Raw genomic sequence first — 18,213 nt, 5'->3', positions numbered from 1 at the left:
TCAGCCAGCCACGATGTTGACGATACGGTCTTTCACCACGATCACCTTGCGAACAGTCAGGCCCCCAAGGTGGGCCAGGACGGCGGCGTCCGCCAGAGCGATTTTCTCCACCTCGGCCTCGGCCGTCCCGGCCTTGACCTTGATTTCGCCGCGACGCTTGCCGTTGATCTGGATCGGCAGCACGCGCTCGTCGTCGGCCGCCAGGGCCGCGTCGGCCTTGGGCCACGGCGCGTCGACCACCATGCCGCTTTCGCCCAGATGGGCCCAGGCCTCTTCTGCCAGGTGGGGCGTGAAGGGTGAGATCAGGCGCGCCAGGATTTCCAGCGCCTCGGCGCGGGCGGCCAGGACACCCTGAGACGCGCCCTCGGCCGGGGCGGCCTTCAGCATGTTCAGGAACTCATACAGACGCGCCACGCCGCTGTTGAAGCGGAAGCCCTCGATCGAGTCGGTGACGAAGCCGATCAGGCGGTGCGCGCCCTTGCGCAGGGCCAGGGCGGCGGCGTCGCTGTCATCATGGGCGAAATCGCCCGCTGGCTGGCTGTCAAACTCATTCCACACGCGGTGGGTGAATCGCCAGGAGCCTTCGACACCGCTGTTGGTCCACTGCACGTCACGCTCGGGCGGGCTGTCGCTCATCACGAACAGGCGGGCGGCGTCGACGCCGTAGGCCTCGAAGATGTCCTCGGGGGCGACGACGTTCTTCTTGGATTTCGACATTTTCTCGATGTCGCCGATGGTGATCGGCTCGCCGGTCGTGGCGTGGGCGGCCGAGCGTGCATTGCCCTCGACGGTGATACGGATGTCCGAGGGCTCGACCCACTCCCCGGTGGCGTTCTTGTAGGCCTCGTGGGTGACCATGCCCTGGGTGAACAGGCCAGCGAACGGCTCCTCCACCGACAGCAGGCCCTCGTCCTTCAGCGCCCTGGTGATGAAGCGGGCATAGAGCAGGTGCAGAACCGCGTGCTCGACGCCGCCGATATATTGATCGACCGCCATCCAGTGGTCGGCCGCGTCCTTGTTGATCGGTTCGGCCGCGGTCGGGTCGGTGAAGCGGGCGAAGTACCAGGAGCTGTCGACAAAGGTGTCCAGCGTGTCGGTTTCGCGCTCAGCCTTGCCGCCGCAGGTAGGGCAGGTGGTGTGACGCCAGGTCGGATGTCGCAGCAGCGGATTGCCCGGCTTGTCGAAGGCGACGTCGTCGGGCAGCACCACCGGCAACTGATCTTCCGGCACGCCGACGGGGCCGCAGGCCGAGCAGTGGATCACGGGGATCGGGCAACCCCAATAGCGCTGCCGCGAGACGCCCCAGTCGCGCAGGCGATAGACGGTCGCGCCCTGGCCTTGGTCCATGGCCTCGATGCGCGCCACCGCCTCGGTCTTGGCCGCCTCGATATCCAGACCGTCCAGGAATTCGGAATTGAAGATCGCGCCGGGGCCGACATAGGCCTCCTTGCCGACGTTGAAAGTCGCGGCGTCTTCGCCCGGCGGCAGCACCACCGGCAGGACGGGCAGGTCGTACTTGCGGGCGAAGTCCAGGTCGCGCTGGTCATGGGCCGGGCAGGCGAAGATCGCGCCCGTGCCGTAGTCCATCAGGATGAAATTGGCGATCCAGACCGGCAGGGTCTTGCTGTTGTCCAGTGGGTGGACGACCCGCAGCCCGGTGTCGCGGCCCAGCTTCTCGGCGCCTTCGATATCGGCCTCCGACGTCCCGCCCCGGCGGCACTCGGCGACAAAGGCGGCCACAGCGGGGTCGGCCGCCGCCAGTTGCTCGGCCAGCGGATGCTCGGGAGCGATGCCCACGAAGCTGGCGCCGAACAGGGTGTCAGGGCGCGTGGTGTAGACCTCCAGGCCGGTGGCATGACCCTCGGGCGCGACACCGTCGAACTTGAAGGTGAACCGCAGGCCCTTGGACCGGCCGATCCAGTTCTCCTGCATGATCCGGACCTTCTCGGGCCAGCGATCCAGGGTCTTGAGGCCGTCGATCAGGGCGTCGGCATAATCGGTGATACGCAGGAACCACTGGGTCAGCTTGCGCTTCTCCACGGTCGCGCCCGAGCGCCAGCCCTTGCCGTCGATGACCTGCTCATTGGCCAGGACGGTCATGTCGACCGGATCCCAGTTGACCGAGGCTTCCTTGCGATAGACCAGGCCGCGCTTCAGCAGGCGCAGGAACCAGGCCTGCTGTTTGCCGTAATAGGCCGGGTCGCAGGTGGCGAACTCGCGCGACCAGTCGATTGAAAGGCCCAGAGCCTTCAATTGCTCGCGCATGGCGGCGATGTTGTCGTAGGTCCAGGCCTTGGGGTGGACGCCGCGCTCCATTGCGGCGTTCTCGGCCGGCATGCCAAACGCGTCCCAGCCCATCGGATGCAGCACGTTGAAGCCCTGGGCGCGCTTATAGCGGGCCACGACGTCGCCCATGGCGTAGTTGCGCACATGGCCCATGTGGATGCGCCCCGAGGGATAGGGGAACATCTCGAGCACATAGTATTTCGGACGCGCGTCGCGGGTGATCGGCGTCAGGAAGGTGTTGGCGTTCGCCCAGGCGGCGCGCCACTTGGGCTCGGTGTCTTTGGGATTGTAGCGGGCCATGAAACCAGACTGTAGGTGCGGGGCGTCACGCCTCTGGCGTAATCCGCGGAAGTCTTAAGCGGTTTCGGCCCAGGCGCGCCTTGTAAAAGTGCGAACGGGAGCCTTTTGTCACGCGGACAAAGGGCTCCCACGAAGAACCAGGGAAGCCCTAGTTCTTGATGTTGGAAAGGCGAAGCTGACGGGCTCGCGTCAGGATGGCGTTCTCGACGTCGGTCGCCGTCTGCTCGGTGGCCGTGCTGTCGCTCCAGGTCCCGCTGGCGTCCTTAACCTGCTTGAAGATCGTGACGTTCAGGCCGTCGGCCCGAAGGCGAGTGTCAAGGATGTAGACCGTGGCCTTGAAGCGCTCGTCCGGCTTTTCTGGATTGGAGTACCAGTCGGTGACGATCACGCCGCCGTAAGGGTCGGCCGAGGCCAGGGGCATGAAGGCCAGGGTGTCCAGGCTGGCGCGCCACAGGAAGCCGTTGACGCCAATCGCGCCCGAGGCGGCCGGGGCCTGCTTGGAGCGTCCGAGATTGAAGGGGTTGAAACCCGGCTCATCGCTTTGGCTGGTGAAGGTCCTGGGACCCTTGGTGCTTCCGCAGGCGGATACGCCCACGACAACCGACAACGCCAGAACGCCAGCGGCGACGCCGCGCAACACCGACCCACGCTCAAACGCCATAGTACCTCGCTCCAATGTCTCGCCGACGCGATCGCGCATCCTGGCGCGCCCCCGCAGCCGGAAGCGGTCTATAGCATGGTCGCGCCGCGTCAAAACAGGAATCGCGTGGCAGGACCGCCACAGGCGCCCGCTGAATCGACTCTTGCGACGCTTGCTCCGATCCAAGGGCGGTTGACCGCGTTGTACTCAGGCCTTTAATCGATTTTCAGGGAACCCAATCCTATATGTCGGTTGACCTATATCGGGTCCGGGTTGGGTTAGGTTCGAGTAGCGATGTTCGCGGCACGGTATTTCATGGCTGGGGCTACGGCGTTGATCCTGTTGGGATCGACGACGATGGTCCATGCCCAAAGCAAGCCTCGCGCGGACTTCACCGTCAAGAACGACTTCAGCAAGCCCGCCCAGATCGCGCCCTTTGCGCCGGAAGGCCCGAAGCAGTCCCTGAAGTGGGACGCCAAGAAGGGCAAGTGGGGCCTCAAGCTCGACCTCGACCGGCCGCTTAATCGTGAGATGGAGCTGAAGGACGTCCAGGCAGGGGCCTATTACAGCGTCACCCCGTCGATCCGGGTTGGCGGCGCCGTGGCCTTGGGCGACAACAACCCCGCCCTGAACGCCCGCAAGAACGAGATCCAGGAAACCGCGCCCCGCGTGAAACTGGAAACCGCCTTCAAGTTCTAGGCGCCGAAGGCTTCCACTGCTGCTATTCCGATGATCCCGCTATCCAGCAATTGGTCGACCGTGCTCGCCCGCACGCCGCCCAAGGCATAGACCGGCGTCGGGACGGCCGCGACGATCCGTTTCAGCGCCTCAACGCCGAGCGGCGGACCGGCCGAGGGGCTGGCGCTGGAGAAGATCGGCGACACCACCAGCGCATCCGCCCCCGCCGCCGCGCCCGCCCGCGCCGCGTCCTCGCCATGAGCGGCCACGGTCAGCCACCAATGGGCATGACGCGCGCGAATCGCGGGAAGTTCGGCAGTCATGCGTTCCGGCAGGTGCAGGCCGTCGGCGCCGAGCCGTTCGGCCAGCTCAGCGTTCGCGCCGATCAGCAAAAGGAGGCCGCGCCGGTAGGTGATTTGCCTGAGTTTTTGGCCCCGCGCCTCGGCGTCCGGAGCGCCAAAGGCTCGAAACACCACAGCGGCGCCGGGAGGCAGGCGCTCGGCTACGCCTTCGGGATCGGGCGTGCGCAGCGGATCGGTGAAGAACAGGAGGCGCGGGGCCGGCTTTCCGCGCACGAGCCATGGGCGAAACCGCGTAGCCGTTCTAAACAGGACCTCCATCTCGTCGATCGCGCGCCTTGAATCCATGTCTGACGTCTACTCCTCGGTCCAATCCCGCATCCAGGCCGCCGCGCTCGCAGCCGGCCGACCGGCCGACGCCGTGACCTTGGTGGCGGTGTCCAAGCTGCAGCCCTGGGACCATATCGCCCCCATTCTCGACGCGGGCCAGCGGGTGTTCGGGGAAAATCGCGTTCAAGAGGCCATGGGTCGCTGGAGCGAACGACGATCCGCGGTCGAGCTGCGGCTGATCGGACCCTTGCAAAGCAACAAGACCCGCGACGCCGTGGCTTTCTTTGACGTCATCGAAAGCCTCGACCGCGAGAAACTGGCCCGTGCCCTGGCGGGCGAGATCCAGAGCCAGGGCAAGGCGCCGCGCCTGTTCGTCCAGGTCAATACCGGCGAGGAGCCGCAGAAGGCCGGCGTGCTCCCCGATCAGGCCGAGGCCTTCGTCGCCCTCTGTCGGGGCCTGGATCTGCCCGTGGACGGGCTGATGTGCATTCCGCCAGCCGACATGGATCCCACGCCGCATTTTCGGATGCTGGGCGAGATCGCGGCGCGCAACGGCCTGTCCAAGCTCTCGATGGGCATGAGCGACGATTTCGAGATCGCCATCGCCTGCGGCGCCACCTCGGTCCGCGTGGGTTCGGCGCTGTTTGGGACGCGCGCCTAGAGCATTTCTCGACCTGACTGCGTCAGGCCGTGAGCTCTAATCTTTTGTTTTGAGGCATTTTTCTTCACGCGAACCGGAACCACTTCGCTCGAAAAATGCTCTAGTCGGCGATGATCTCCACCGCGTCGCCCGGTTTGGCCTCCGCCAGCAGCGCCTCGACATCGGCCCGCGCCAGGGCGACGCAGCCTTCGGTGCCTGGATAGTCGTCCCGCGCCAGGTGCAGGAAGATCGCCGAACCCAGGCCGTCGACCGGCGGATCGTCGTTGTGGCCGAGCACCAGGACCAGATCGTAGATCTCGTCATCGCGCCACATCCGCTCGGCGCTGGCCGGATAGGGCAGGGTCACCGGTCGATTATAAGCCCCATCGCCCAGCGCGTCGCACCAGCCATCGTGGCGTGCGATGGGCGCGGCGGGCAGGGCGGTGGTCGGGCCGTTTGGATAGGCATCCGGCCGATAGAGCACGCGGCGGATCGGCCAGGCGCCCAGCGGGCTCCGATTATCGCCCTCGCGCTTGTCGATCGCCGCGATCACCCCGGCCTTGCCCAGCGCGCAGCGCACGGTGTAACCGTTCAGCGTCATCTGGCCGTCGGCATGGGCGCGAAAGGTCATCGAGCGGCGGCTTGTCCAGAAGCGCCCTTGGCGCCGGGTGCCGCAGCGGTGCATGTTCCCGCTCATGGCGCAACGCAAAACCCTTCTCCTGGTCGATGACGACGATGATCTGCGCGGCGCGCTCGCCGAGCAATTGGCCCTTCACGAGGAGTTCACCGTCGCCGAGGCTCCGACGGCCGGCGATGGCGTGCGGATGGCCCGTGAACTCAAGCCCGACCTGGTTTTGCTGGACGTTGATCTTCCCGACATGGACGGCCGCGAGGCCTGCCGGCTGATGCGCAAGAACGGGGTCACCGCCCCGGTGATCATGCTGACGGCGGCGGCCAGCGACAGCGACACCATCCTAGGGCTGGAGTCCGGCGCCAATGACTATGTCACCAAGCCCTTCCGCTTCGGTGTGCTGCTGGCCCGCATCCGCGCCCAGCTGCGCAGTTACGAGGCCTCGGAAGACGCCCTGTTCCGGATCGGGCCCTACGAGTTCCGCCCGTCCGCCAAGCTGCTGATCGACGAGAAGCAGAAGAAGGTCCGGCTGACCGAGAAGGAAACCAACATCCTGAAATACCTCTACCGCGCCGGCGCCAAGCCGGTGTCGCGCGAGGAACTGCTGACCGAGGTCTGGGGCTACAACGCCGGGGTCACGACCCACACGCTGGAGACCCACGTTTACCGCCTGCGCCAGAAGATCGAGCCCGACCCAGCGATGGCGCGGATCTTGATCACCGAGATGGGTGGGTACCGACTTCAGCCTTGATTGGCGCCTGTCCCATTTCCAGCAAAAAGCCCCTGTCGCTGTGCGCGACCGGGGCTTTTTCCAATTCAGCGATCCGCCTGAAATCAGGCGTTTCCGATCACTACGCCCTCGGCTTGGGCCTTGCGGGCCGCATAGACTCCGGCGAAGTCGATCGGGTCGATCAGGAAGGGCGGGAAGCCGCCCTCACTGGTGACATCGGCGATCAGGCGACGGGCGAACGGGAACAGGAAGCGCGGGCACTCGATCAGCAGGACGGGTTCCAGATCGGCTTCCGAAACGCCGCCAATGTGGAACAGGCCGCCGTACAGGACCTCGACATGAAAAACCGGCTGTTCGTCGCGCGTGGCGCGGGCCGACAGCTTCAGGTCCACCTCGAACAGGCCGTCGGTGCGGCCCCGGGCGTTCATCTCGACGCCCATGTCGATGGCGGGCGGCGGGCCGCCGGCGCGCAGCGAGTCGGGGGCGTGCGGGCTCTCAAATGAGAAGTCGCGCACGAACTGGGCGATGATGCGGATGCCGGTTTCCGTCCCTGCGGTGTCGTCCTGCGGGGCGGTCGGAGCGGCGGTCGTGTCGGTCATGGGCGATAAATCCGTATTCGGCGTCGAAATTGGCCGCTAGGAGAGAGCGGGGCTGCTAACACGCGGGCGACTGGCACGCAACGCCGGGCGCCTGTCGCGCGAGCCCGTCTGTCCTATATAGGATAGATGTCCCGGCTGGGCGCCCGTCTTGGCCGCCCGACCCTGGTGAATGAGCGGAAACTGTCGTGTTTGAATGGATTATCCTCGCGGTTCTGGCCGCGGTCATCCTCTACCAGCTCTACGCCACCCTGGGTCGCCGGGTTGGACGTCAGCCCGAGGACGCCCCCGCCGCCGTGCCGGCTAGCGCCCTGCCGCATGACGTCAAGAGGCCCGAAGTGGCCGGCGAGGCGCTCAGCGGCCTGGCCGCCCTGCGCGCCCGGCAGTCCGATTTCGATATCGGCCACTTCCTGAGCGGATCTCGGCAAGCCTATGAGCTGATCGTCAAGGCCTTTGCCGCCGGCGATCGCGAAACGCTCAAGCCGTTGCTGGCCGAGGACGTCATGGCCAATTTCGAAGGCGCCATCGCCGCCCGCGAAGCCGAGGGCCGCACCGAAAAGGCCGAGTTCCTGGCCTCTCCGCGCACCGATCTGGACTCCATCACCGTAGAGGGCGACGTCGCCAAGGCGGTGGTGCGCATCTTGGCCGAGGTTCGCACCCGCTCGACCAGCGCCGCTGGCGAGGCGGTCGACGATCGTCGCACAGCCGACCTCTGGACCTTCCAGCGCGACCTGAAGAGCAAGAACCCCAACTGGACCCTGGTCCGCGTCGACGTCGCGGAGGCCTGATGCCGCGTCTTTGGGGGGTTCGAGGAGGCTTGGTCGCCGCCTTCGCCGTCCTGGCGCTCGCGGCCTGCGCCACCACGGCGCCGATCAAGCCGACCGGACCCGTCGCCGTGGGGCATGGGTCGGTCGAGACGACGCCGACCGCGCCCGGAAGCGTCGTGGCGTTCGCCGACCTGGCCGGCTGGTCGCAGGAAGACCACCTCGGCGCCCTGGACGCCTTTCGCCAGGGCTGCGGCGTGGCCACGGACCCTGCCATGGCCGAGGTCTGCCGCAAGGCCCGCGCCGATCGCCCGGCCGACGACGCCGAGGCGCGCCGCTTCCTGGAAATCAATTTCCGACCCGAGCAGATCCCCGGCCAGGGCACGCTGACCGCCTATTTCGCCCCGGAATCCGCGGCGCGGATGTCGCGCTCGGCGGAGTTCAGCGCCCCTCTTCGGGGCAAGCCCGTCGACCTGGTGGTGTTGGACCTGGGTCAGTTCGAACCCGGCTTCGCGGGCAAGAGGGTCACCGGCCGGGTCGAGGGCGGCCAGTTCGTGCCCTATCCCGACCGCGCCGCCATCGAGGCTTCGACCGAAAACCGGCCCCTGGCCTGGATGCGGCCGGAGGAGCTGTTCTTCTTGCAGATCCAAGGCTCGGGCGTGCTGATCCTGCCGGACGGCCGCCGCGTGCGCGCCGCCTTCGCCGGCAGCAATGGCCGGCCCTTCGTCGGCATCGCCACCGCCATGCGCGAACGCGGGCTGCTGCCCGACAACAACACCTCGGGCGACGCCATCCGCACATGGCTGGCCGACCATCGCGGCCCCGAGGCCGACGCCATCATGCGGCTGAACCCTCGCTACGTGTTCTTCCAGACCTTGGCCGATGATGGCAAGCAGGCGGTGGGGGCGGCGGGGATCCCGCTGCCGGCTGGCCGCGCCATCGCCATCGACCCCAGCAAGCATGCGATGGGCGAGCTCTACTGGCTCGACGCCAGCGCGCCCAAGCTCAGCGGCGCCTTCCCCGCCTACCGCCGCCTGGCGGTGGCGCTCGACGTGGGGGGGGCGATCAAGGGCGACGTGCGGGCCGATCTCTATGTGGGCACGGGCGCGGCGGCCGGAGCCGAGGCCGGGCGCGTGCGCCATGAGCTGCGGCTCTATCGGTTGGTTCCTCGGGGCTAGCGATGAAACGGCCGCCCCGCCAGGACGAGATGCGCCTGTGGGGCATGGTCACCGCCACGGTGAAGGCCAAGGCGACCCAGAAGGCCGTTGGTTGGGCCCCCAAGGCCGAAAAGTCGCTGGCCCAGCCCACGACGCTCCAGCCGCTTGCCCCGCTCCTGCTCGACCCTCACAGCCTCAAGCCGGCGGGAAACAAGCGCTCGCCCGGTCCGCTCGAGGGCATCGAACCCAACCGCAAGCGCAAGATCGCCCGCGAGCACACGCCGTTGGAGGCGCGCCTCGACCTGCACGGCCTGGATCAGGACCGCGCCAAGCCGGTGCTTGAGGCCTTCCTGCGCCGCGCCTGGCAAGACGGCCATCGCGCCGCCTTGGTGATTACCGGCAAGGGGCGGATCGGGCAGGGCGTGCTCCGGTCACGTACGCCTGAGTGGCTGGCCGGCCCCGCCCTGCGCGACATCGTGGCGGGCGTCTCGCCGGCCGACAAGCGCCACGGCGGCGATGGGGCCTTCTATGTGGCGCTGAAGCGGCGGCCGCCTAGGGTCTGAACGCGCCCAGCGGTCGCCACGATTGTGGCGCCAAGCTTCGCCGCACTTCCGGAGACGCGCATGGACATCGAGATCGGGGCCGAGGCCAAGGACAAGAGCTTCAACCGGCGCGTGGCGATCACCGTGGTGTCCCTGTCGATCTTCATGGGCCTGTGCGGGGTCAAGGACGGCAACATCGTCCAGGCGATGCAGCAGGCCCAATCGGATGGCGTTGACGCCTGGAACGAGTACCAGGCCACCAAGACCAAGCGCCACATCGACGAAACGGCCCAAACCCAGGTACGGCTGCTGGCTCTGTCCGCTGGCGCGCGCCCGCTGGCGGCGGTCGATGTCGAGGTCCTGCGGCTAGGGACCGAGATCGCCAAGTACAAGGCGGAGGTCCCTATGCTCAAGGCCAGGGCCGAGGGGTTTTCCGCTCGATATGACGCGCTCAACGTCCATGACGATCAGTTCGATGCTTCCGACGCCCTGATCTCGATCGCCGTCTCCATCGCGGCCGTGGCGGCGTTGGTGGAGATCTCGGCGGCGCTCTGGGCGTCCTGGGCCTTCGGAGCGCTTGGCGTCATCATGGGCCTAGCGGGCTTCCTGGGCTGGAGCCTGCACTCGGCGCTCCTCAGCAAGCTGCTGGGCTAGAGCATTTCCCGACCTGACTGCGTCAGGCCGTGAGCTCTAATCTTTTGTTTTGAGGCATTTTTCTTCACGCGAACCGGAACCACTTCGCTCGAAAAATGCTCTAGGCGCGCGACGCCTTTTCGGCCAAACCCGATGTCCCTTCGCGGCCAGCCAATTTCTCGGCCACGGCGTCCAGTGAAACCCCGGAAGCCGCCAGCAGCACCAGCCAATGGTACAGCAGATCGGCGCTCTCGCTGGCCAAAGCGTCCGGACCCTGGGCGACGGCGGCGATCACCGTCTCGACGGCTTCCTCGCCCAGCTTCTTGGCGGCCAAGGCCGGGTCGGCCAGCAGCTTGGCGGTGTAGGACACCGACGGGTCGCCACCCTTGCGGGCCTCGATCGTGGCGGCCAGACGCTCAAGCACCTCGAACAATCGGCTCATGCGGCCCCCTGCAGGTCGTCCAGGCGCACGGCGATGCCGGCGGCGGCCATGGCCCGCTTGGCCTCGCCGATGCTGATCTCGCCGAAGTGGAAGATCGAAGCGGCCAGAACGGCGGCGGCATGGCCGTCGCGAGCGGCCTCGACCAGGTGTTCGGTCTTGCCCGCCCCGCCCGAGGCGATCACCGGCACGGTCACCGCCCCGGTCACGGCCTTGAGCAGAGGAATGTCGTAGCCGATTTTGGCCCCGTCGCGGTCCATCGAGGTCAGCAGGATCTCGCCCGCTCCCCGCTGGACGCACAGGGCCGCGTACTCGACGACGTCGAGGCCGGTGTCCCGGCGGCCGCCATAGGTCCAGACGTTCCACCCCGACCCGTCGGGGCGGGCCTTGGCGTCGATGGCCACCACCACGCACTGGGCGCCGAAGGCGTTGGCCCCAGCCGACACCAGGGCAGGGTTCTCGACGGCCGCGGTGTTGATCGACACCTTGTCGGCCCCGGCCAGCAGCAGGCGGCGCATGTCGGCCACCTCGCGCACGCCGCCGCCCACCGAGACCGGCATGAAACAGACCTCGGCGGTGCGGGAAATGACGTCCAGCAGCAGCCCTCGGCCGTCGCTGGAGGCGGTGATGTCCAGGAACATCAGCTCGTCGGCCCCCGCCGCGTCATAGGCGCGGGCCTGCTCCACCGGGTCGCCGGCGTCGCGCAGGGCCACGAAATTGACCCCCTTCACCACCCGGCCGTCCTTGACGTCGAGACAGGGAATGATTCGGGTCTTCAGCATCAGGCGGCCGCGATGGTCAGGGCTTCGGACGGCTTGATGGTGCCGGCATAGAGCGAGCGGCCCAGGATGGCGCCGGCGATCTCCACGCCCTCGCGGGCCTTCAGGCGCTCGATGTCGGCTGTCGAAGCGACGCCGCCCGAGGCGATGACCGGGATCGACACGGCGTCGGCCAGTTCGCCCACGCCGTCGACATTGACCCCCGTCAGGGCGCCGTCGCGGCTGATGTCGGTGATGATCAGGGCGGCCACGCCCACGTCTTCGAAGCGTCGCGACAGGTCGATGGCCGACAGGTCCGACAGGCCAGTCCAGCCGTCGATGGCCACCTTGCCGTCGCGCACATCGACAGCCACGGCGATCTGTTCGGGCCACAGGCGGGCGGCCTTGCGGACCAGGTCTGGGTCATGGACGGCGATGGTGCCCAGGATGACGCGCGAGACGCCGGCCTCGATCCAGGCCTCGACGCCTTCGAGGGTCCGAATGCCGCCGCCCAGCTGCACCGGAATGGAGATCGACTCCAGAATCGACTGAACGGCGATGGTGTTGATCGACTTGCCCTGGATAGCCCCGTTCAGGTCGACCACGTGCAGCCACGAGAAACCATCCTTGACGAAACGCTCGGCCTGATCGACCGGCGAGGTGTTGAAGACCGTGGCCTTCTCCATGTCGCCGTGCAGCAGACGCACGCACTGGCCGTCCTTCAAGTCGATGGCGGGATAGAGGATCATGGGCGCCATTCCAGGAAGTTGGCGAGCAGGGCGAGCCCCGCGGCTTGGGATTTTTCGGGGTGGAACTGTACGCCGGCCACGTTGCCCTTGGCCACGGCGGCCGTGAACGGGCCGCCGTGATCGGTGGTCGCCAGGACGTCCTCGGGGTTCGAAGGCGTCAAGGCGAAGGAGTTGGCGAAGTACATGTGGGCGCCGTGCTCGACGCCGGTAAAGAGCGGGTGGGCATGGGCGAGCGAGATTGCGTTCCAGCCCATGTGCGGGATGGTCAGGCCGGGGTCGTGGGGTTCGAGCTTCTTCACTTCGCCGGCGATCCAGCCGAGGCCGGGGGTGACGCCGAACTCCAGGCCCCGCGAGGCCAGCAGCTGGTGGCCCACGCAAATGCCCAGGAACGGCGCGCCCTTGCCGTGCACGGCCGCGTTCATTGCCTCGTAGACCCCCGAGGCGTCGAGGCCAGCGCGGCAAGACGCGAAGGCGCCCACTCCGGGCAGCACCACGCGGTCGGCGGCGGCCACAATGGACGGGTCGGCCGTCACGACGATGTCAGCGTCGATGGCGTGACGGCGGGCCGCCTCGCGCAGGGCCTTTTCGGCCGAGCGCAAATTGCCCGACCCGTAATCGATCAGGGCGACGGTCTGCATGAGATCAAATTCCCTACAGCACGCCCTTGGTGGAGGGGGCCAGGCCGCCGGTCTTGGGGTCGATCTCGACCGCCTGACGCAGCGCCCGGGCCAGGGCCTTGAAGCCGCTTTCGGCGACGTGGTGCGTGTTGTCGCCGTACAACGTCTCGAGATGCACGCAGGCTCCCACGTTCATCGCGAAGGCGTGGTGGAATTCCTTGAACAGCTCGGTGTCCATCTCGCCGACCTTGGGCCGCTTGAAGTCGACCTTCCAGATCAGATAGGGCCGGTTCGACAGGTCGATGGCGCAGCGCGTCAGGGTCTCGTCCATCGGGATATAGGCGTGACCGAAGCGTCGGATGCCCTTGAAGCCATCCAGAGCCTTGTTTATCGCCAGGCCCAGCACGATGCCGGTGTCTTCCACCGTGTGGTGCATGTCGATGTGCAGGTCGCCAGTGGTCTCGACCTTGAGGTCGAACCCGCCGTGGCGCGCGAAGCTCTCCAGCATGTGGTCGTAGAACCCGATGCCGGTCGAGATCGTCGAGGCGCCGGTCCCGTCGAGGTCGATCCAGACCCGGATCTGGGTCTCTTTCGTCTCGCGGACCACTTCAGCGGTGCGGGCCATGGTCGTCCTTAAATTCCGTTTTGGGCCGCGAGATCCCGCAGGCTGACCTGCGGGCGTGGACCGTAGTGCGCGATGACCTCGGCGGCGGCCAGGGCGCCCAGCTGTCCGCAGACGGGCAGCGGGTGGCCCTGGGAGAGGCCATAGAGGAAGCCCGCCGCGTATTGGTCGCCGGCGCCGGTAGTGTCTATGACTTTTTCGACGGGATAGGCCGAGATTTCGTGCAATGCCCCGCCGGAGGCTACCACCGAGCCGTGTTCGCTGCGCGTGACGGCGGCGATCTCGACCTTGCCGGCCAAGGCCTTCACGGCGGCGTCGAAGTCGGTGGTCTGGAACAGGGCGCAGACTTCCGAGGCATTGGCGAAGACGATGTCGCACTGGGTGTCGATGAAGCCCAGCAGGGCCTCGCGGTGACGCTCGACCACGAAACTGTCGGACAGGGTGATGACGATCTTGCGCCCCGCGCCATGGGCCAGGCCGGCGGCCTTGGCGAAGGCGCGGCGGGCTTCCAGCGGATCGAATAGATAACCCTCCAGATAGACGTACTGCGCCGCTTCGATGATCGCCGGGTCGACGTCGGCGGCGGTCAGCTCGACACAGGCGCCCAGATAGGTCGACATGGTGCGCTGGGCGTCTGGCGTGACATTGATCAGGCTCTGGGCCGTCGCGGGCCCTTCCGCCAGGGGCGGGGTGTTGAAGGTGGCGCCAATGGCGCGCATGTCGTGGGTGAAGACGCGGCCCAGCTGGTCGTCGGCGACCTTGCCTATGAAGGCGGCCTTGCCACCAAAGCTGGCGACGCCGGCCACGGTGTTGCCCGCGCTGCCGCCCGACGCCTCGATGCCCGACGCCATCACGTCATAAAGGATAGAGGCCCGCGCCACGTCAATCAGGGCCATCGAGCCCTTGACCAGGCCTTGTCGCTCCAGGAAGGCGTCGTCACACTGGGCGATGACATCGACGATAGCGTTACCGATGGCGGCGACGTCGTAGAGGGCGGTCATAAAAGGTCTTTTCCGAAAGGGCGACGCGCGCGGAGTACCGGATCGAGGCGCGCAAGGCAACGCGAGCCTTGCCCGAAGGATCGTGTCGCTCTACCGCCAAGGGCATGACCGACGTTCTGATCCTCACGCCCGCCGCCGACGAAACCCTGTTCGCCCACGCCTGGACCCCATTGTTCGAGCGTCTCGCGGCGCCGCTGCGGGCGCGCGGCCTGGACGTCGAGCACGCCAGCTGGGTCGAACCGCTCGACCCGGCCCGAGCCCGTGTGGTGTTGCCGCTGCTGACCTGGGGCTATCACCTGCGCGCGCCGCTGTGGTTCGAGCGGCTCGACGCCCTTGAAGCCACTGGCGCGCGCCTGGCCAATCCAGTGTCGGTGTTGCGCTGGAACACCACCAAGACCTATCTTGCCCAACTGGCGGCGAAGGGCGCGCCGGTGGTGCCGACCATCGCTCTGGATCGCTTGTCGCTCGAGGACCTGGATCGGGCTCGCGAGGTGTTCGGCGTCGACGTGCTGGTGGCCAAGCCGCAGATCTCCGGCGGATCGCAAGACACCGTTAAGCTGCGCCACGCCGACGGTTTGACGGGCTGCACCACTGGTCCGGCGCTGATCCAGCCGTTCCTTCCGGCGGTGGGCGAGGAGGGCGAGCTTTCGCTGTTCTATTTCGACGGGGTGTTCAGCCACGCGGTGACCAAGGTAGCGACCGGCGGCGACTTCCGCGTCCAGCCGCAGTTCGGCGGCCAGGTCAGCGGCGTCGCGCCCGAACCCGAGGCGCTGCACGCGGCGGCGATGGTGCTCAAGGCGGCCGGGACGCAGTTGACCTACGCCCGGGTCGACCTGATCCGAGGTCTGGACGGTACGCCCCAGCTGATGGAGCTGGAGGTCATCGAGCCGGACCTGTTCCTGCGGCACGCCCATGATGGCGGCGCGGCGTTCGCGGCGGCGGTGGTTAGGGTGCTCTAGCCCACTGACTTGCCCCCACCTGGCGGCTTCGCCGCCTGTCCGCCCCATAGGGGGCGGAGCTCGAAACGCGGGGCTCTTCCCCCTCTGGGGGAAGACGGTCGCGAAGCGACCCTTAGGGGCAAGTGTTCGCCGCTTAGGCGCCCAGAAACAGCTCCCGCGACGGACATAGATCCGCGATCCGGCACACCTCGCACTTCGGCTTCCGCGCCACGCAGACATACCGCCCGTGCAGGATCAGCCAGTGATGGGCCCGGGTCTTGTAGCGATCCGGCACGATTCGCATCAGATCGTCCTCGACCGCGTCCGGCGTCTTTCCGGCTGACAGCTTCAGCCGGTGCGAGACGCGGAACACATGGGTGTCGACGGCGATCGCCGGCTCGATATCCAGTTCATTGAGCACCACGCTGGCGGTCTTGCGGCCCACGCCGGGCAGGCTTTCCAGAGCCTCGCGGTTCAAGGGCACCTCGCCGCCATGATGGTCCATCAGGATGCGGGCCGAGGCGATGACGTTCCTGGCCTTGGTGCGGTAGAGGCCGATCGAGGCGATGTAGCCGATCAGGCCTTCCTCGCCGAGCGCCAGCATCTTGGCGGGACTGTCTGCGACCTGGAACAGCGGACCGGTCGACTTGTTGACCTGAACGTCCGTCGCCTGGGCCGACAGGGCCACGGCGGTCACCAGGGTGTAGGGGTTGGAATAGTTGAGCTCGGTCTTGGGATGGTCTTCCAGGCTTTCGAACCGCGAGAACAGCACCTCGATCCGCGCGCGCTCGGCCGGCGTTAGGCGCTTGGCGACAGGGCGTTTTCTGACGAACGGCTTGGTGGACGCGGGCTTGGCCATGGGCGGCGACCATGCCGTGATGCGCGCCTCTCGCCAAGCGTCGGGGCCGCCCCTAAATCAAGCCCATGTCCGCGCCGCTATATCTTGACGCCGTGATCAAGCCCAACCGGTCGATGAACCGGCAGGGTCTCTATGTGCTGCTTGGCGTGCTGACCGCCTTCAACCTGATGGTGGGGATCTTCCTGTTGATCCTGGGCGCCCCGCCGGTGCTGCCGTTCCTGGGACTGGACGTGCTGGCCATGGGCCTGGCCCTCCGCGCCAGTTTCCGCGCCGCCGAGCGTTCAGAGCGCGTGCGGGTCACGGCCGAGGCGGTGACCGTCAGCCGCGAGGACGAGAAGGGCGCCCGCGTGATCTGGACATCGCCCACCGCCTTCACCCGGGTCGGCGTCGAGCAGGCGGGCGAGCACGAGGCGCGGGTGCGGCTGATGATGTCGCGTCGGCGCCTGACGCTGGCCCGGGCGCTGAGCCCGCTCGAGCGTGTCGATTTCGCCCGGGCGCTGGAGCGGGCGATCCTCGACGCCCGGGCCGAACGCTATCGCTAAACGGCGCAAGAACCGGGCGGACGGCGGCGGCGGGGCGCACTATCTTCTCGCCATGCCGCTCGATGTTTCCCCCTCCCAAGCTATCGCCCATCTGACCGAGCGGTCGGCGGACTATGATCGCATGGCCAAGGCCCTTTCCTGGCTGGCCGACCGCTGGCAGGAGCGTCCGTCGCTGGACGAGGCCGCCGACGCGGTCGGCCTGTCGCCATTCCATTTCCAGCGGGTGTTCAGCCGCTGGGCTGGGGTCAGCCCCAAGATCTTCGTCGCCGCCATCGCCCATGCCGAGGCTCGGCGATCGCTGGAGCAGGGCGTCAGCGTGCTCGACGCGGCTTATGACGCCGGCCTGTCCGGCCCTTCGCGCCTGCACGACCTGTTCATCGCCCAGGAGGCGGTGACGCCGGGCGACGTGCGGCGTCGGGGCGAGGGGCTCCATCTGGCCTGGGGCTGGGCGCCGACCCCCTATGGCAAGGGCCTGTTCGTCATGGCCCCGCGCGGCCTGGCCGGCCTGGCCTTTTCCGATGGCGACGATGAGGCGACCTTCGCCGATATGCACCGGCGGTTCCCCGCCGCCGACTGGCGCCGCGATGACGAGGCCTCGGCCCGCACGGCGGTCCACGCCTTCGCCGGTGGTGACCAGCCCCTGCCGGTGGTGCTGATCGGCTCGCCGTTCAACATCCAGGTCTGGAAGGCCCTGTTGCGCATCCCTGCGGGCCAGACCGGCAGCTATGGCGAGATCGCGGCCTGGGCGGGCAGTCCGCGCGCTTACCAGGCCACCGGCGGCGCGATCGGCGCCAACCCTATCTCGCTGCTTATCCCTTGCCACCGCGCCATCGCGAGGGACGGCCGGCTGACCGGTTACCATTGGGGGTTGGGTCGCAAGGCGGCGATGCTCGGCATGGAGGCCGTCGGCGCGTCTTTGCGGTAACGCTTGGCGTCGTTACTGCGGAGCTTCAGCGGGTTCCCTTGGCGGAAGCCCCAACTAGGAGAATGCGCCGCTTAACGATGATTGAACTGGGGCGGAGAAACCCATGTTGAGCCTGCGTCAACGCATACGCGACGTCGTTGCGCCCCTCATCAAACTCAGCGGCAAGCTTCTTCACCGAAGCCCCGACCTGACCCCCGAATGCCAAGCCATGCTTCGGGAAATGGCCATCGGGCCGCCCAGACACTCGCAGTGGAACGAGCTGCTGGCCTTCCGTGACCGGCGGTTCCGCGAGGCCTACCGAGGCGACTTGGTGACGCCGGCTCAAACCCGCGAAGAGAACTGGTCCCTGTCCGAGATCGGACTGGCCAGCCTCCTCACGCATAACGAGCCGCCGCGAATCGTCGATCTGGGCGCGCAAGGCCCGGGGCGGCCGGAAAACACCCAAACCTTCCCGTCGAAATTCGCCTGACGCGCAGCGCGCGCGCCTAGAGCATTTCCCGACCTGACTGCGTCAGGCCGTGAGCTCTGATCTTTTGT

The 18,213-nt window shown here is 67.4% G+C and carries 23 protein-coding genes; 11 read left to right on the top strand and 12 right to left on the bottom strand.

Annotated elements, in window-relative coordinates; all coding sequences use genetic code 11:
• Together leuS and ACP694_RS03270 are read right to left on the bottom strand one after the other, a co-directional pair.
• Entirely contained in the window at nucleotides 1-2,586 is a 2,586-nt protein-coding gene (leuS, locus tag ACP694_RS03275) for a leucine--tRNA ligase (RefSeq protein ID WP_426010378.1), read from the bottom strand.
• Between the two features lie 148 nt (nucleotides 2,587-2,734).
• A complete protein-coding gene (locus ACP694_RS03270) occupies nucleotides 2,735-3,262 on the bottom strand; it encodes a DUF3576 domain-containing protein (RefSeq protein ID WP_426011284.1) in 528 nt (175 codons plus the stop codon).
• 279 nt (nucleotides 3,263-3,541) lie between these two features.
• Here ACP694_RS03270 and ACP694_RS03265 point away from each other — a divergent pair, with 279 nt between their 5' ends.
• A complete protein-coding gene (locus ACP694_RS03265) occupies nucleotides 3,542-3,925 on the top strand; it encodes an NtrZ family periplasmic regulatory protein (RefSeq protein ID WP_426010377.1) in 384 nt (127 codons plus the stop codon).
• On the opposite strand, the gene ACP694_RS03260 is transcribed toward ACP694_RS03265, so the two are convergent.
• Nucleotides 3,922-4,551 carry a thiamine phosphate synthase gene (locus ACP694_RS03260; protein WP_426010375.1) on the bottom strand — a complete coding sequence of 210 codons (630 nt, stop codon included), beginning with the start codon at nucleotides 4,549-4,551 and terminating at the stop codon, nucleotides 3,922-3,924. The two genes, ACP694_RS03265 and ACP694_RS03260, sit on opposite strands and share 4 nt — an antisense overlap.
• Between ACP694_RS03260 and ACP694_RS03255 the strand changes: the two genes are divergently transcribed.
• Nucleotides 4,550-5,194, top strand: coding sequence for a YggS family pyridoxal phosphate-dependent enzyme (locus ACP694_RS03255; protein WP_426010374.1), 645 nt, complete (start codon nucleotides 4,550-4,552; stop codon nucleotides 5,192-5,194). The genes ACP694_RS03260 and ACP694_RS03255 overlap by 2 nt on opposite strands.
• A 100-nt stretch (nucleotides 5,195-5,294) precedes the next feature.
• Here ACP694_RS03255 and ACP694_RS03250 read toward each other — a convergent pair whose 3' ends face one another.
• Nucleotides 5,295-5,804 (bottom strand): L,D-transpeptidase family protein, encoded by a 510-nt coding sequence (locus tag ACP694_RS03250; protein WP_426010373.1) that lies wholly within the window; start codon nucleotides 5,802-5,804, stop codon nucleotides 5,295-5,297.
• A 64-nt stretch (nucleotides 5,805-5,868) separates the two neighbouring features.
• On the opposite strand from ACP694_RS03250, the gene ACP694_RS03245 reads away from it, so the two are divergent.
• On the top strand, nucleotides 5,869-6,555 hold the full coding sequence (locus ACP694_RS03245; RefSeq protein WP_426010371.1) for a response regulator transcription factor: 687 nt from the start codon (nucleotides 5,869-5,871) through the stop codon (nucleotides 6,553-6,555).
• A gap of 83 nt (nucleotides 6,556-6,638) precedes the next feature.
• Here ACP694_RS03245 and secB read toward each other — a convergent pair whose 3' ends face one another.
• Complete coding sequence (gene secB / locus ACP694_RS03240; protein ID WP_426010370.1) at nucleotides 6,639-7,133, bottom strand: protein-export chaperone SecB; 495 nt, start codon at nucleotides 7,131-7,133, stop codon at nucleotides 6,639-6,641.
• Between the two features lie 185 nt (nucleotides 7,134-7,318).
• On the opposite strand from secB, the gene timA reads away from it, so the two are divergent.
• Genes timA through ACP694_RS03220 form a run of 4 tightly spaced genes read left to right on the top strand, consistent with a single transcriptional unit; the run spans nucleotide 7,319 to nucleotide 10,247 of the window.
• The gene (gene timA, locus ACP694_RS03235; RefSeq protein WP_426010368.1) at nucleotides 7,319-7,918 is read left to right on the top strand and encodes a TIM44-related membrane protein TimA; all 600 of its coding nucleotides are present in this window, start codon (nucleotides 7,319-7,321) and stop codon (nucleotides 7,916-7,918) included.
• The gene (locus ACP694_RS03230) at nucleotides 7,918-9,072 is read left to right on the top strand and encodes an MltA domain-containing protein (RefSeq protein ID WP_426010367.1); all 1,155 of its coding nucleotides are present in this window, start codon (nucleotides 7,918-7,920) and stop codon (nucleotides 9,070-9,072) included. The genes timA and ACP694_RS03230 overlap by 1 nt, the downstream gene beginning before the upstream one ends.
• Nucleotides 9,073-9,074: 2 nt before the next feature.
• Nucleotides 9,075-9,614 carry a Smr/MutS family protein gene (locus ACP694_RS03225; RefSeq protein WP_426010365.1) on the top strand — a complete coding sequence of 180 codons (540 nt, stop codon included), beginning with the start codon at nucleotides 9,075-9,077 and terminating at the stop codon, nucleotides 9,612-9,614.
• Nucleotides 9,615-9,674: 60 nt separating this feature from the next.
• Nucleotides 9,675-10,247, top strand: a complete 573-nt coding sequence (locus ACP694_RS03220; RefSeq protein ID WP_426010363.1) for a DUF4337 domain-containing protein — start codon at nucleotides 9,675-9,677, stop codon at nucleotides 10,245-10,247.
• A 100-nt stretch (nucleotides 10,248-10,347) separates the two neighbouring features.
• Here the strand turns inward: ACP694_RS03220 and ACP694_RS03215 are convergent, their stop codons facing one another.
• Genes ACP694_RS03215 through ACP694_RS03190 form a run of 6 tightly spaced genes read right to left on the bottom strand, consistent with a single transcriptional unit; the run spans nucleotide 10,348 to nucleotide 14,412 of the window.
• A complete protein-coding gene (locus ACP694_RS03215) occupies nucleotides 10,348-10,668 on the bottom strand; it encodes a phosphoribosyl-ATP diphosphatase (RefSeq protein WP_426010361.1) in 321 nt (106 codons plus the stop codon).
• Nucleotides 10,665-11,447 (bottom strand): imidazole glycerol phosphate synthase subunit HisF, encoded by a 783-nt coding sequence (hisF, locus tag ACP694_RS03210; RefSeq protein WP_426010359.1) that lies wholly within the window; start codon nucleotides 11,445-11,447, stop codon nucleotides 10,665-10,667. The genes ACP694_RS03215 and hisF overlap by 4 nt, the downstream gene beginning before the upstream one ends.
• Nucleotides 11,447-12,181 (bottom strand): 1-(5-phosphoribosyl)-5-[(5-phosphoribosylamino)methylideneamino]imidazole-4-carboxamide isomerase, encoded by a 735-nt coding sequence (gene hisA, locus ACP694_RS03205; RefSeq protein WP_426010358.1) that lies wholly within the window; start codon nucleotides 12,179-12,181, stop codon nucleotides 11,447-11,449. Before hisA ends, hisF begins: the two co-directional genes overlap by 1 nt.
• The gene (hisH, locus tag ACP694_RS03200) at nucleotides 12,169-12,810 is read right to left on the bottom strand and encodes an imidazole glycerol phosphate synthase subunit HisH (protein WP_426010357.1); all 642 of its coding nucleotides are present in this window, start codon (nucleotides 12,808-12,810) and stop codon (nucleotides 12,169-12,171) included. The genes hisA and hisH overlap by 13 nt, the downstream gene beginning before the upstream one ends.
• Before the next feature lie 13 nt (nucleotides 12,811-12,823).
• Entirely contained in the window at nucleotides 12,824-13,414 is a 591-nt protein-coding gene (gene hisB, locus ACP694_RS03195; RefSeq protein WP_426010355.1) for an imidazoleglycerol-phosphate dehydratase HisB, read from the bottom strand.
• 8 nt (nucleotides 13,415-13,422) lie between these two features.
• Complete coding sequence (locus ACP694_RS03190) at nucleotides 13,423-14,412, bottom strand: adenosine kinase (RefSeq protein ID WP_426010353.1); 990 nt, start codon at nucleotides 14,410-14,412, stop codon at nucleotides 13,423-13,425.
• Nucleotides 14,413-14,516: 104 nt separating this feature from the next.
• Here ACP694_RS03190 and ACP694_RS03185 point away from each other — a divergent pair, with 104 nt between their 5' ends.
• The gene (locus tag ACP694_RS03185) at nucleotides 14,517-15,371 is read left to right on the top strand and encodes an ATP-grasp domain-containing protein (RefSeq protein ID WP_426010351.1); all 855 of its coding nucleotides are present in this window, start codon (nucleotides 14,517-14,519) and stop codon (nucleotides 15,369-15,371) included.
• 133 nt (nucleotides 15,372-15,504) lie between these two features.
• On the opposite strand, the gene nth is transcribed toward ACP694_RS03185, so the two are convergent.
• Nucleotides 15,505-16,209, bottom strand: coding sequence for an endonuclease III (nth, locus tag ACP694_RS03180; RefSeq protein ID WP_426010350.1), 705 nt, complete (start codon nucleotides 16,207-16,209; stop codon nucleotides 15,505-15,507).
• Between the two features lie 65 nt (nucleotides 16,210-16,274).
• On the opposite strand from nth, the gene ACP694_RS03175 reads away from it, so the two are divergent.
• The 3 genes from ACP694_RS03175 (at nucleotide 16,275) to ACP694_RS03165 (ending at nucleotide 18,145) form a co-directional block, all read left to right on the top strand.
• A complete protein-coding gene (locus tag ACP694_RS03175; RefSeq protein WP_426010348.1) occupies nucleotides 16,275-16,751 on the top strand; it encodes a DUF2244 domain-containing protein in 477 nt (158 codons plus the stop codon).
• A gap of 52 nt (nucleotides 16,752-16,803) precedes the next feature.
• Nucleotides 16,804-17,676 carry a methylated-DNA--[protein]-cysteine S-methyltransferase gene (locus tag ACP694_RS03170; protein WP_426010347.1) on the top strand — a complete coding sequence of 291 codons (873 nt, stop codon included), beginning with the start codon at nucleotides 16,804-16,806 and terminating at the stop codon, nucleotides 17,674-17,676.
• Nucleotides 17,677-17,779: 103 nt separating this feature from the next.
• On the top strand, nucleotides 17,780-18,145 hold the full coding sequence (locus ACP694_RS03165; RefSeq protein ID WP_426010346.1) for a hypothetical protein: 366 nt from the start codon (nucleotides 17,780-17,782) through the stop codon (nucleotides 18,143-18,145).
• The last annotated feature ends 68 nt before the right edge of the window (nucleotides 18,146-18,213 follow it).

The organism is Caulobacter sp. DWR2-3-1b2 (assembly GCF_049896345.1).
GTDB lineage: Bacteria > Pseudomonadota > Alphaproteobacteria > Caulobacterales > Caulobacteraceae > Caulobacter.
This window is presented reverse-complemented; position numbering and strand designations above follow the sequence as displayed.

Coding starts and splice junctions, on each gene's coding strand:
- ACP694_RS03165 (WP_426010346.1), top strand. CDS start 17,780: ATGTTGAGCCTGCGTCAACGCATACGCGACGTCGTTGCGCCCCTCATC.
- ACP694_RS03175 (WP_426010348.1), top strand. CDS start 16,275: ATGTCCGCGCCGCTATATCTTGACGCCGTGATCAAGCCCAACCGGTCG.
- hisH (WP_426010357.1), bottom strand. CDS start 12,810: ATGCAGACCGTCGCCCTGATCGATTACGGGTCGGGCAATTTGCGCTCG.
- ACP694_RS03220 (WP_426010363.1), top strand. CDS start 9,675: ATGGACATCGAGATCGGGGCCGAGGCCAAGGACAAGAGCTTCAACCGG.
- leuS (WP_426010378.1), bottom strand. CDS start 2,586: ATGGCCCGCTACAATCCCAAAGACACCGAGCCCAAGTGGCGCGCCGCC.
- ACP694_RS03215 (WP_426010361.1), bottom strand. CDS start 10,668: ATGAGCCGATTGTTCGAGGTGCTTGAGCGTCTGGCCGCCACGATCGAG.
- ACP694_RS03230 (WP_426010367.1), top strand. CDS start 7,918: ATGCCGCGTCTTTGGGGGGTTCGAGGAGGCTTGGTCGCCGCCTTCGCC.
- hisB (WP_426010355.1), bottom strand. CDS start 13,414: ATGGCCCGCACCGCTGAAGTGGTCCGCGAGACGAAAGAGACCCAGATC.
- hisF (WP_426010359.1), bottom strand. CDS start 11,447: ATGCTGAAGACCCGAATCATTCCCTGTCTCGACGTCAAGGACGGCCGG.
- ACP694_RS03265 (WP_426010377.1), top strand. CDS start 3,542: ATGGCTGGGGCTACGGCGTTGATCCTGTTGGGATCGACGACGATGGTC.
- hisA (WP_426010358.1), bottom strand. CDS start 12,181: ATGGCGCCCATGATCCTCTATCCCGCCATCGACTTGAAGGACGGCCAG.
- ACP694_RS03225 (WP_426010365.1), top strand. CDS start 9,075: ATGAAACGGCCGCCCCGCCAGGACGAGATGCGCCTGTGGGGCATGGTC.
- ACP694_RS03255 (WP_426010374.1), top strand. CDS start 4,550: ATGTCTGACGTCTACTCCTCGGTCCAATCCCGCATCCAGGCCGCCGCG.
- ACP694_RS03185 (WP_426010351.1), top strand. CDS start 14,517: ATGACCGACGTTCTGATCCTCACGCCCGCCGCCGACGAAACCCTGTTC.
- ACP694_RS03245 (WP_426010371.1), top strand. CDS start 5,869: ATGGCGCAACGCAAAACCCTTCTCCTGGTCGATGACGACGATGATCTG.
- ACP694_RS03260 (WP_426010375.1), bottom strand. CDS start 4,551: ATGGATTCAAGGCGCGCGATCGACGAGATGGAGGTCCTGTTTAGAACG.
- ACP694_RS03250 (WP_426010373.1), bottom strand. CDS start 5,804: ATGACCTTTCGCGCCCATGCCGACGGCCAGATGACGCTGAACGGTTAC.
- ACP694_RS03190 (WP_426010353.1), bottom strand. CDS start 14,412: ATGACCGCCCTCTACGACGTCGCCGCCATCGGTAACGCTATCGTCGAT.
- nth (WP_426010350.1), bottom strand. CDS start 16,209: ATGGCCAAGCCCGCGTCCACCAAGCCGTTCGTCAGAAAACGCCCTGTC.
- secB (WP_426010370.1), bottom strand. CDS start 7,133: ATGACCGACACGACCGCCGCTCCGACCGCCCCGCAGGACGACACCGCA.
- ACP694_RS03170 (WP_426010347.1), top strand. CDS start 16,804: ATGCCGCTCGATGTTTCCCCCTCCCAAGCTATCGCCCATCTGACCGAG.